The organism is Candidatus Margulisiibacteriota bacterium, assembly GCA_031268855.1.
Classification (GTDB): domain Bacteria; phylum Margulisbacteria; class Termititenacia; order Termititenacales; family Termititenacaceae; genus Termititenax.
Map to the genome: position 1 here is coordinate 1 of JAIRWS010000093.1, position 10,366 is coordinate 10,366.

13 protein-coding genes are annotated in these 10,366 nt (G+C 47.2%); 3 read left to right on the forward strand and 10 right to left on the reverse strand.

Translation table 11 applies throughout. From position 1 onward, the window contains the following. Positions 1-61: 61 nt before the first annotated feature. Complete coding sequence (gene pyrH / locus LBJ25_05645; GenBank protein ID MDR1453437.1) at positions 62-661, reverse strand: UMP kinase; 600 nt, start codon at positions 659-661, stop codon at positions 62-64. A gap of 9 nt (positions 662-670) precedes the next feature. Continuing rightward, positions 671-1,678: a 3-deoxy-7-phosphoheptulonate synthase gene (gene aroF / locus LBJ25_05650; protein ID MDR1453438.1), complete on the reverse strand. Its 1,008-nt coding sequence runs from the start codon at positions 1,676-1,678 to the stop codon at positions 671-673. Between the two features lie 141 nt (positions 1,679-1,819). Here aroF and LBJ25_05655 point away from each other — a divergent pair, with 141 nt between their 5' ends. Next, positions 1,820-2,116 carry a type II toxin-antitoxin system RelE/ParE family toxin gene (locus LBJ25_05655; protein ID MDR1453439.1) on the forward strand — a complete coding sequence of 99 codons (297 nt, stop codon included), beginning with the start codon at positions 1,820-1,822 and terminating at the stop codon, positions 2,114-2,116. After that, positions 2,116-2,400, forward strand: coding sequence for a putative addiction module antidote protein (locus LBJ25_05660; GenBank protein MDR1453440.1), 285 nt, complete (start codon positions 2,116-2,118; stop codon positions 2,398-2,400). Before LBJ25_05655 ends, LBJ25_05660 begins: the two co-directional genes overlap by 1 nt. A gap of 5 nt (positions 2,401-2,405) precedes the next feature. On the opposite strand, the gene aroH is transcribed toward LBJ25_05660, so the two are convergent. The 4 genes from aroH to LBJ25_05680 form a co-directional block, all read right to left on the reverse strand. Then, on the reverse strand, positions 2,406-2,774 hold the full coding sequence (aroH, locus tag LBJ25_05665) for a chorismate mutase (protein ID MDR1453441.1): 369 nt from the start codon (positions 2,772-2,774) through the stop codon (positions 2,406-2,408). Positions 2,775-2,777: 3 nt separating this feature from the next. Continuing rightward, complete coding sequence (locus LBJ25_05670; protein ID MDR1453442.1) at positions 2,778-3,329, reverse strand: hypothetical protein; 552 nt, start codon at positions 3,327-3,329, stop codon at positions 2,778-2,780. Positions 3,330-3,385: 56 nt separating this feature from the next. Further along, positions 3,386-4,567 carry a glycosyltransferase family 2 protein gene (locus LBJ25_05675; protein ID MDR1453443.1) on the reverse strand — a complete coding sequence of 394 codons (1,182 nt, stop codon included), beginning with the start codon at positions 4,565-4,567 and terminating at the stop codon, positions 3,386-3,388. 130 nt (positions 4,568-4,697) lie between these two features. Beyond that, positions 4,698-5,693, reverse strand: a complete 996-nt coding sequence (locus LBJ25_05680; protein ID MDR1453444.1) for a hypothetical protein — start codon at positions 5,691-5,693, stop codon at positions 4,698-4,700. Positions 5,694-5,740: 47 nt separating this feature from the next. On the opposite strand from LBJ25_05680, the gene LBJ25_05685 reads away from it, so the two are divergent. Next, complete coding sequence (locus tag LBJ25_05685; protein ID MDR1453445.1) at positions 5,741-6,604, forward strand: glycosyltransferase family 4 protein; 864 nt, start codon at positions 5,741-5,743, stop codon at positions 6,602-6,604. Between the two features lie 493 nt (positions 6,605-7,097). Here the strand turns inward: LBJ25_05685 and LBJ25_05690 are convergent, their stop codons facing one another. The 4 genes from LBJ25_05690 to LBJ25_05705 all read right to left on the reverse strand — a co-directional run bounded on the left by LBJ25_05690 (position 7,098) and on the right by LBJ25_05705 (position 10,233). Further along, positions 7,098-7,940, reverse strand: a complete 843-nt coding sequence (locus LBJ25_05690) for a DUF3800 domain-containing protein (protein MDR1453446.1) — start codon at positions 7,938-7,940, stop codon at positions 7,098-7,100. A 21-nt stretch (positions 7,941-7,961) separates the two neighbouring features. Beyond that, positions 7,962-8,411, reverse strand: coding sequence for a hypothetical protein (locus LBJ25_05695; GenBank protein ID MDR1453447.1), 450 nt, complete (start codon positions 8,409-8,411; stop codon positions 7,962-7,964). A 125-nt stretch (positions 8,412-8,536) separates the two neighbouring features. Further along, the gene (gene rlmB / locus LBJ25_05700) at positions 8,537-9,049 is read right to left on the reverse strand and encodes a 23S rRNA (guanosine(2251)-2'-O)-methyltransferase RlmB (protein MDR1453448.1); all 513 of its coding nucleotides are present in this window, start codon (positions 9,047-9,049) and stop codon (positions 8,537-8,539) included. Positions 9,050-9,051: 2 nt separating this feature from the next. After that, the gene (locus LBJ25_05705) at positions 9,052-10,233 is read right to left on the reverse strand and encodes an aminotransferase class III-fold pyridoxal phosphate-dependent enzyme (GenBank protein MDR1453449.1); all 1,182 of its coding nucleotides are present in this window, start codon (positions 10,231-10,233) and stop codon (positions 9,052-9,054) included. Positions 10,234-10,366 lie beyond the last annotated feature (133 nt).

Genomic DNA, 10,366 nt, shown 5'->3' on the forward strand with positions numbered 1-10,366 from the left:
GAGTGTAGCCCGCTCCAAATATTACAAGTGAAGCTCGATCCAGAGAATACGGAAGCTCAGGCTAATTTTTAACCGCTTTCAATAAATTTCCCGCGCTGGCTTTGTAAGTCACGACTGGGATTTTATTTTCCGCGCAAAAAGCGGCGGCCGCCGCGTCCATTTCCCGGTCGGTCTTGGCCGTGCATTTGAGGATTACTTCCGCATTAATTTCCGCCGCGCGCAAAGCCGCCGCCGCGTCCGTGGAAAAATACGGATTGCCCGTGCCGCCCGCGAAAATCACCGCGCGGCCTTTGTGCAGATGATGCAGGGCTTTTTTGCGAATATAGCCTTCCGCCACGGATTCCATAAAAATCGCCGTCTGCAAACGCGCCGGACAGCCCTGTTTTTCCAGAGCGTCATGCAAAGCCACACCATTCATGATCGTAGCCAGCATGCCAATATAGTCACCGGTCGCGCGGTCCATACCGTTGGCCGCCGCCGACACGCCGCGGAAAATATTGCCGCCGCCCAGCACCACGCCCACTTCCACGCCAAGGTCTACCACTTCGCCGATCTCCTGCGCCAGCTGTCCCGTGGCCGCCGGATCAATACCGTACTTGCGGCTGCCAGCCAGCAGCTCTCCGCTCAATTTCAGCAAAATCCGCTTGTATTTGGCGAACACTTTTCTCTCCTATCTATACTTGCTCAAGGCTTTGATATCCCGCATTAAATCACCAAACAATTTCGGCTTCAAACACTGTCCGCCGTCGCAGGCCGCTTTTTCGGGATTGCTATGCACTTCAATGATCAACCCGTCCGCGCCGGCCACGATCGCCGCTTTGCTCATCGCCGGTACATAATCCCAGTGCCCGACCGCGTGCGACGGATCAATGATAATTGGCAGATGCGACATTTTTTTGACAACCGGCACGGCGGAAAGATCCAGCGTGTTGCGCGTGTATTTCTCCATCGTGCGAATGCCGCGCTCGCAGAGCAGAACTCTGGTATTGCCGCCGGCTAAAATATATTCCGCCGACATCAGCCATTCTTCGATCGTGGCAGCCAAACCGCGTTTCAGCAAAATCGGCTTGTCGATCCTGCCCAGCTCTTTGAGCAGCGAAAAATTCTGCATATTGCGCGCGCCGATCTGAATGATGTCCACGTATTCGAGAAAAAGCGGAATGTCTTTGGTGTCCATCAATTCCGAAACGATAGGCAGTCCGGTTTCCTCACGGGCTTTGGCCAAAAGTTTCAAACCTTCCTCGCCCAGCCCTTGAAAAGCATAGGGCGAAGTGCGCGGTTTCCAGGCGCCGCCGCGCAGAACTTTGGCGCCAGCCGCTTTGACCGCCGTGGCGATCTCGCTCAGCATTTCCCAATTCTCCACAGTGCAGGGGCCAGCCATGACCACCGGCTCATTTTTGCCGCCGATCTTCAGGCCGTTATCCAGAGTGATCACCGTATCGTCGGGATGCATTTCCCGCGCCGCGCGTTTGTACGGCTTGGAAACATCGATGATCTCCGCCACATCCTTGATGCTCTCCAGGACGTTACGGTCTACTTTGGTTTTGTCGCCGATCAAGCCGATGACCGTGCGCTCTTCGCCCCGGCTGATCTGCGTTTTCAAACCAGCGTTTTCGACGAACTCTACCACCTGCTTGAGACTGTCCTCGCTGCTGCCGTGATCCATTACTATAATCATTTGTCTTTCTCCTTCAGCTAATATCGGTTAATTATATTATATTCTCAGGTAAATTGGCAGTTGCCAAACTTAACGGCCGTGCCGCTTAACGAAAATAAATTTCAGTTTGACAATGTGTGATATATAGGCTACAATACTAAAATGATCAAAATCGAGATCACCGAAGCATATAAAAAATGGTTTAACGGATTAAAAGATTTTAAGGCAAAAAATATTATCAATGTGCGACTGGACAGGATACGAGAAGGAAATTTTGGCGACCGCAAAACATTGGGCGGTGGTCTGTACGAAGTGCGGATACATTATGGCAATGGTTATCGTTTGTATTTTGTACATAAAGGCGAATATTGGGTATTGATTTTGTGCGGAGGAGAAAAATCAACACAAAGTAAAGATATTGAAAAGGCCAGAAAGTTTCTAAAGGAGGTAAAACAATAATGCTTAAAGTTTCAGAATGGAATTTAATGGATTATCTAAAAACAGAAAAAGATATACAAGGGTATTTAGAGGCGGCTTTTGCTGAAGACGATGCTCAATATATGGTGAGAGCATTAGGTAACGCAGCCAAAGCTCGTCGTCTGATGAGCAAAGCAGCTAAAAAAGCTGGCGTGGCAAGAGAAAGTCTATATCGTTCGCTATCCAAAACAGGTAAGCCGCAGTTTAGCACTGTGGTAAGTGTTATTCACTCGCTCGGCTACCGCCTTGCTCTAACGAGAGCATAAGCGACTTACTTGACCAGATCCGGCCGCAGAATTTCCGCGCCGGCCAGATATTGATGCTTGATTTTAGCCTGCGGAATTTTGCTGTGGCAGGTCAGCATAACGCGAATACATTTGCGCAGGCTGCCCGGCACATCGATCTCGTAACCGCAGAGCATCGGCACGGTTTTCCAGCTCAGCCGCCGCGCCGCCACCGCCGGAAACTGCGCGTTTAGATCCACCGTCACCGAAAAATAAATATTGACAATGTCCTTGATTTTTATTTTATTTTCCTGAATGACCGCCAGCAAAAGCTCTGTCGTCGCGCTCTCTATGGCTTCGGCTGTGTTACGCTCTACCGTGATCGCGCCGCGCACCGAGCGGCATGCTGTGCCCATATTTTAAAAACTTATCCCCAGCGCGATCTGCGCGTCCAGCAGACTTTGCTGGAAATAGCCCGGGACATAAATATGCTGGGTGCCGATCGACGGCTCGATAAACAGCCACAAAATATAACTCGGAAAACCCAAACTGGCATAAGCGCCCTGCACCGGCACACGTCCCTCGATCGGCGCGCCAACACCATTTAACCGCGCCTCGCCGTCCACATCGACAGCGCCGTTCTGCGTGCCGGCATGAATAGTCGGATTGGCGAACAGGCCGAGCACCGGCACGAGATTTAAGCCCGGGATCGAAAATTTAGCGTAAGCGCCCACGCGAGTTAGATTTAATTTTAGACTGCCGTCGTAAGGCACGCCCTGATAATTGCCTTTGCTTTTAAGCTCCGGCCATTCGTAAACCGCACCTTCCAGACCGGCCTCCAGCAGCAGCGGTATGACCTGCAGGCCAAATCCGGCGCCCAGACCGTAGCCAGCCACGCCAGCCTGCCCCTGCAAACGCACCGCAGAAAAGCCCAAAGAAAACACGCACAAAATCAAAAGTATTTTTTTCATCTTACCCTCCTACAAAGTAATTTTACACCTTTATCGGCAAATCATAAAGCGGGATTTTAGGCTCGCGCGGCGGCCATTTCCTCAGCGGAGGAGATCAATTTTTCCAGCTGCGCATTGTTAAAATATTTGTCCCGCACCAAACGCAGCAATTTCAGTCCGAGCTTATAATTTTTTCTGGCGCAAAGCACCGTGCCATAAAAGAAATACAACTCCGCCTTGAATTCCGCCAATAATTCCGCGGCGCAAAAACTCAAACCGTTTTTCGATTTGGCATAGACCATCTGCAGAACGCGTTCACACTCGTCAAATTTCTGCTGAAAAAAAAGATTTTTGCCCAGACGCAAAAAAGGTGTCAGATCATATTTATCGCCCAGCCTGCTGATCCAGGCGTAGCAGTATTTTTCCGCTTGCGCGTAATTTTCTCTTTTCTGCAAAATGTCAATAAAATCGCCGTAAATCAAGCTCAGCGGCAGGCATTTGACATTTTTTTTCCCCTGCAGGTACAGCTCGATAGTCCGCTCCATCTGGCGGACTAATTCCGGCATAGCGCAGTCGTCTTGCGTGGAATAAGTCCGCGCATAATTATAATGGCAGGCCAGATCGTCAGGATTTTCGGCCAGCGCTTTTTGGACGATCGCAAAATTGCGTTTAAATCTTTCCGGATCCGGCTGATGATAACCATAATGCAAAAGCGCCACGCCGCTGCTATAAAGAGTCTCGCCGTCTTTTTCCGTGATGCGTTCATGCAGAGTGTGTCTGAACCAAATATCCCGCCGGTTGCGCAGCAGCCGGCCGTGCGTATGCAGACGAAAGCCAGCGTATTTTTGCCCGCCGCGCAGTTCTTTCTCCGCATCCGTTTTTTCACAATCGTAGATCAAGACCGTGTAGACATTTTGCTCCGGCGGCTGTGCGGCCAAAATTTTCTTGAGTTTCCGCGCGGAGCCTGGCCGCAAAATTTCGTCATCGTCCAGAATCAAAATCCAGTCACCCGTCGCGTGTTTCAGCGACTCATTGCGCGCCGCGGCAAAATCATCGCGCCACTGAAAAAAATAAATTTTATCCGTGTATTTTCTGGCAATCTCCACAGTGTTATCCCGTGAACCGGTGTCCACCACAATAATTTCGTCAGCGGCTTTTTGAACTGAATCCAAACACAGGGCTAGATTTTCCGCAGCGTCACGGACGATCAAGCAGACCGAGAGTGTGGGCGGGCGCGTCTTTTTGGCTTTAGCAGGCATGATGTCCCCTTTACTTAAAGAATACCCAAAATTTTGGAGATTATACACGGACAATAATCTAGCCGTTTTCGTTTTATTAAGCGTTTTTCCCATCCGCTATCGGCAGTTTAATTAAATATTACAGACCACATCAAATACATTGTAAAGCAATATTTTCCATTTGCTCACAATAAGCCTGTAAATAACCATGTATCCCATCTACGGCACTGTCCACAAAAAATCCCTGCTCCTGAAAATCGTCATACTCGCGTTCATTTTCATAAAGCTGTTTAAGCCGCTCTAGCGTTTCCGCGTTATCTTTTCCGCGTTCAAACCATAAAATAGCTTGCGGATTTATAATTCCCGGCTCCGGATCGCTACTGTAACCATTGTACACGGGAATACAACCAGCATGAAAAGCATCAAAAATCTTTTCCGTCACATAACCCGGACTTTGAGAATTTTCCGGACAGATATTAAATTTATATTGCCGCAAATAAACGTCTTTATTGTCCGAAAATTGCGTTTTTAAGGAAGCATCGTTATGCAAAAGAAACCCCGGACAATCAACCTGTCCGATTTGGGAAATTTTATTGTACATCTCCGTCCGTAAATTATTTGAATTACCAGGGACAAGATAACTCGAATCCTCCCCATATTCTCTAACATATTCAGTAGTATCATGTCTGGCAATCAAGGCACAAAACTTTTCTTTTTTCTCTGTTGCGGCAAATTCAGTTAATTTATGCTGGATAACATCTTTCGAATCATATGGTCTAAAATAATACAACAACCAAAGCGGTAATCTTAAATAATTTTCCGCCTTGCCAAAATCAAAGCCCAAAGAAAGCGCAGTATGCTGGAGACAATGGTCGCTATACTGTTTGCGTGGCCCGGCAATCGAACTAACGCTTACATTCTCCCCTGTAAAGAAAATCTTATGTTTAGCTTTGGAGTTTATCAAGTCTTCCTTATTACCAAAAACAGAAAAAAATTCAATATCCGGCACAACATCTTTGCCGTTTAAAACTTCCATCTCCACAAAAATATTTTTTGCTTTAAATATTTTTAATAAAGGAAGCACAAAAAAAGAATAATAGGCTTTTCCGGTGTAGTCATAAGAATTAGTAAATTTTATGTAAACCATCAAACAATAATATCAAACGCTAAAGCCAAATGCTATACTTTAGTAAAATGAAAGTTTTGTATGACCATCAGATATTCATGCTACAGCGTTTCGGCGGAATATCTCGCTATTTTTATGAATTAATGCGCCATAGCGCGCAATTATTTGATTACCTGGTGTCTGGGGCATTTGCTCTTTCCCACAATGAATATATAGATGCTTTACAACTTCCCAGAGAATTTCCTCTGAATATGCAGTTGACCGATGCGCAGAAATTAATTTTAAATTATGCCGATGCTCTAATAAAAACCAAAGAATGTGATGTAATACATCCGACTTATTACGACCCATATATTCTGAGAAACAAAAATAAGCCACTTGTAATTACTGTCCATGATATGATTCATGAGTTATTTCCAGAATACTTTACTGAGGATAAGACTACTGTCCCACAAAAAAAGCAAATGATACATGCGGCAGACCATATCATTGCTATTTCTCAAAATACCAAAAGCGACATCTTAAAACTGTACCCGGAGATATCCGAAAATAAAATCTCTGTGGTTTATCATGGCGCACCAACAAACACTATTGATAATAAAGAAAAACCTTGCGGCAATTACATTTTGTTTACAGGACAACGCTGGATTTACAAAAATTTTTATAATTTTATTTCTGCCGTAGCGCCGCTTTTAATTAAGTATGATTTGCGTCTTATTTGCACAGGCACAGCATTTAATCAAAACGAACAGGAATTACTAAAAAATCTTGATATTCACGACCGCACAACTTGTCTGTTTGCAGATGATAAGACTTTGACGGAATTATACTCCGCCGCTACAGCTTTTGTTTTTCCGTCTATTTATGAAGGCTTTGGGTTGCCTATTCTTGAAGCATTTTCTGCGGGGGGGGGGGGGGGTGCCCAGTCCTAGCGTCAAACACCAGCTCTTTCCCGGAAATCGGCGGAGACGCTGTTGTTTATTTTGACCCGCATAGCATTCAAGATATGCGTTCCAGCATCGAACGCGTAATTAGTTCTCCTGATTTACAAAAACAATTATGTCAACTTGGAAGAACACAATTACAAAAGTTTTCCTGGCGGAAATGCGCTAAAGAGACAGCGGACGTGTATAAAAAATTAGTATAATTCCAGGAAACTGCCTCAGCTAATTCAGCGACTCGTCCTCGCGGATAATTCTCGCGCGCAAAAAATTGCCGAATTCAATTATGCGCAATTCAAAAAAAATTATTCACTGGTGAAATTTCTAGCAAAAGTTATATAATAACAAAAACAAAAAGGAAAGCTCCTGGAGGCAGAAAAACTATTGCGCGGTAGTAGCAAATATGCTATTATTTAAGCATAAAGCTATGGTTGTAGGTCGCTTTTTGGCGGCAGCGCTTCGGTGTGGGATCCTCCAACCATAGTTACTTTTTAAAATTTTCTTTTAACCAGACATAATTCTTTTCAGTAGTTATTTCTATTTGTGTCAGCTTCTCTTTTGGCAAAATTTTCAACCCATATCCCCAGTAAGTTTTTTTGTGTGAATATAATTTAGGCTTAATGTTTAGCAAATAATCCTTCTTTTGCTCTTTCTGGTTGATAGTTTCCAAAGCATTATAAGTAGCCCCAGCCACAGCATCGGCAAACTGCAGGCCAGCAAGTTGATTCGGTTTGTACGCTTTAACCAAATCTTTATCCAAAAAGTTCCAATCAATTCGTCCATCTTCCAAATTGGTTTTGGATTGCAATATATTTAGATAATTTCTTAATTCATCATAACTCATACCCGCTCGATTGGAAAAAATTGTTAGCAGTTTGTGGTTTTCTTCAGGCTGAATACGCTGTATATCTTTAGCTAACCAAGATATACGCTCTAATAGATGGCTGCAAGTATAATAATACATTCTGTATCTTTCCGAAAAATTCTCAGGCTCGATAATACTGGGCTTATGGATTGCCACAGAAACACTTTGGAATGGCAAGGTCAAAATATTTTCACACAGCAACTTTTTTTCAAGATGATGCAGTTTGTTCCAATGCAAGTGTTTGTCTTCCGCCCAATGCAATTTTTGTTTTATATCCGCCAGGGCTGTTTCCAAAACAATTAGTCCTTTTTTCCTAATTACTAATCCAGAAATAATGAACCATTCTGAACTGCCTTTGCCGAATTTGAAGCCCTCATCACCAGACTCATCAATAAAACAAACATAACCAGCCTCAAATTTATTGAGCAAATTAATATTAGATAAAGATATTTTCTGAACCATAATTATTGGCGTATTGCAGTTCTAATTCAGCGACTCGTCCTCGCGGATATACCAGGCGTTGTTTTCTTTGACCAGGATCAACTGCTCCTCGCGGTCCAGCATTTTTTCCTCGGCCATTTCTGGCCAGAGCACGCGGACTTTGACCGCGGCTTTGTCCGCGGCCAGCAGCTTGAGCGCGCCCAGCTTAAAATGCTGCGGAAAAACCGGAAAGGCCTCGAAATGCTTTTGGTATTCGTCTTTGGACACCAGCTCTCTATCCGCGCGCGACAGATAGGCGTACATGCGCTCCGGCGCCTGATCCTGCCAGGCCTGCAAATAACCGCCCGCCGCCTGCCGCACCGCCAGGTCTTCCGCCAGCGAAGCGCGCAAAACGCCGCCGCTGGAATGGGCAAACGAAAACAGCACTCCCAAAAATCCACCAGCTAAACCGAGGATCAAAAGGATAATCAAGATCTTGAACTTCTTCGCCATTATTTTTTAGTCTTTTTTAATAATTGTGCGTATTGCTCCGCGCGATATTTGAGAAACGGCGTCAAACAGTACCGGATCAGCAATGCGACAATGATGAGAAAAATGAGCAAACGCATAGCTGTATTCTACCGCTTCTCTCGCTGCCGCACAACTTCATACAGCAAGAGCGCGGCGGCCACCGAAGCGTTGAGCGAAGTGATCTGGCCTTTCAACGGTATGCTTACTATATAATCGCAAAGCTCACGGGTCAGACGCGGCAAACCATTGCCCTCACCGCCGATGACCAGCGCGATGCCGTCCGTGTAATCACCCGCGCGGTAATCTTTAGAGCCGTCCGCTTCCAAGCCGGCTATCCAAACACCTTCTTTTTTCAAGCGTTTAATAACTTCGTTGATATTGGCAGCCTGCGCTACGGGCACCAGATCAGCCGCGCCGGTGGAAGTGCGCTTGACCGTGTCGTTGACCTGCACTGAGCGGCGTTTGGGAATGAGCACGCCGTGCGCGCCGGCGGCTTCGGCTGTGCGCAGTATCGCGCCAAAATTACGCGGATCTTCCAGTCCGTCCAGCAACAATAAAAACGGTGGCTCATTTTTTTGCGCGGCAATGTCCAGCAGATCCTGCCATTCGTAATACCGCACAGTTACATCTCTCCAGCGGTCTGCGCGATGATCGCAAAACCTTTTTCTAATTCCGGTATGGTCGCCGTGACCGGATAGGCCAGCCGGATTATCTCGCTTTCCGCGCCGGCGCTGATCAGCAGCAAGCTGTTGGCCAGCGCGCGCCGGCGCAATTCCGCGCAGACCGCGCCGGAAGCACAGACCAGCCCCAGCATATAACCCAGCCCCTGCCGCCGGACAAAGATCCGCGGATATTGCGCGACGAGTTTAGCGCAGGCTTCCTCGACAGTTTTTATTTTGGCAGGCATCTGCGGTATTTCCCGCAGGAGAATATCCACGGTCGCGCTGCCAGCGGCGCAGGCTACCGGATTGCCGGTAAATGTTCCGCCGTGCGCCGAAGTTTTCCAGGCGTTAGAAATTTCCTCTTTCAGAACCACCGCGCCCAGCGGAAAACCGGAGGCAATGCCTTTGGCCAGCGCCATGATGTCCGGCTCAAGACCGTACCATTCGCAGGCAAACATTTTGCCCGTGCGGCCAAAACCGCTCTGCACTTCATCGACGATAAAATATATTTTATTTTGCGCGCAGTACGCGCGCAGTTTCCGGACAAAATCCCTGTCGCGCGCCGCATAGCCGCCCTCGCCCATAACCAGCTCGATGATGACCGCGGCGATATTACCGTTGTTCAACCGGGCAATGGCGTCCAAGTCGGCCTCGGCAATGAAGCTATTTGGCAGCAGCTCGCCGTAGCCGTCGCGGTAAGATTTTTTTGTCGTGACCGACAGCGCGCCCATCGTGCGGCCGTGAAATTCGCCCTGTAGCGTAATGACGCCGCTTTTGCCGGAAACATACTTGGCGGCCTTGAGCGCGCCTTCGACCGCTTCTGAGCCGGACTGCGTGAGAAAAAACCGCGCATCTTTGATTGGCACAATTTTTTGCAGTTTTTCGGCCAGCTCGATATTGGCGGAAATATAAGTGACTCCGGCGCAGTTATGAATGATCTTTCTGGTCTGCTCCACCACGGCGCGCACGACTTCAGGGTGGCAGTGTCCGGTAGCCGTGACCGCGATGCCGGAAGCAAAGTCCAGATAAGCCCGGCCGTCCAGCCCGTAGAGATACGCGCCGGCACCGTGATCGATCTCCAGTTCGGTAAAATGGGAAAGGACACGGGATAAAACCTTGCCGCTGCGCTCCACTAAATTCATGCTGTCATTTTAGCATAGATACAATCAATGCATCACGCAGGAAATTCTTTAGGCCAAAAATATTACGCACATCTTCTAATATAGATCAGCGCGTAGGACTGCGGCTCGATATTGAGCGCGCTCGCTGTAGTCG

Excerpts from the sequence above, each read along its gene's own strand:
- aroH (MDR1453441.1), bottom strand. The coding sequence starts at position 2,774 with ATGGGCACAGCATGCCGCTCGGTGCGCGGCGCGATCACGGTAGAGCGT.
- LBJ25_05675 (MDR1453443.1), bottom strand. The coding sequence starts at position 4,567 with ATGCCTGCTAAAGCCAAAAAGACGCGCCCGCCCACACTCTCGGTCTGC.
- LBJ25_05705 (MDR1453449.1), bottom strand. The coding sequence starts at position 10,233 with ATGAATTTAGTGGAGCGCAGCGGCAAGGTTTTATCCCGTGTCCTTTCC.
- LBJ25_05685 (MDR1453445.1), top strand. The coding sequence starts at position 5,741 with ATGAAAGTTTTGTATGACCATCAGATATTCATGCTACAGCGTTTCGGC.
- LBJ25_05655 (MDR1453439.1), top strand. The coding sequence starts at position 1,820 with ATGATCAAAATCGAGATCACCGAAGCATATAAAAAATGGTTTAACGGA.
- LBJ25_05695 (MDR1453447.1), bottom strand. The coding sequence starts at position 8,411 with ATGGCGAAGAAGTTCAAGATCTTGATTATCCTTTTGATCCTCGGTTTA.
- LBJ25_05680 (MDR1453444.1), bottom strand. The coding sequence starts at position 5,693 with ATGGTTTACATAAAATTTACTAATTCTTATGACTACACCGGAAAAGCC.
- LBJ25_05670 (MDR1453442.1), bottom strand. The coding sequence starts at position 3,329 with ATGAAAAAAATACTTTTGATTTTGTGCGTGTTTTCTTTGGGCTTTTCT.
- LBJ25_05690 (MDR1453446.1), bottom strand. The coding sequence starts at position 7,940 with ATGGTTCAGAAAATATCTTTATCTAATATTAATTTGCTCAATAAATTT.
- aroF (MDR1453438.1), bottom strand. The coding sequence starts at position 1,678 with ATGATTATAGTAATGGATCACGGCAGCAGCGAGGACAGTCTCAAGCAG.
- LBJ25_05660 (MDR1453440.1), top strand. The coding sequence starts at position 2,116 with ATGCTTAAAGTTTCAGAATGGAATTTAATGGATTATCTAAAAACAGAA.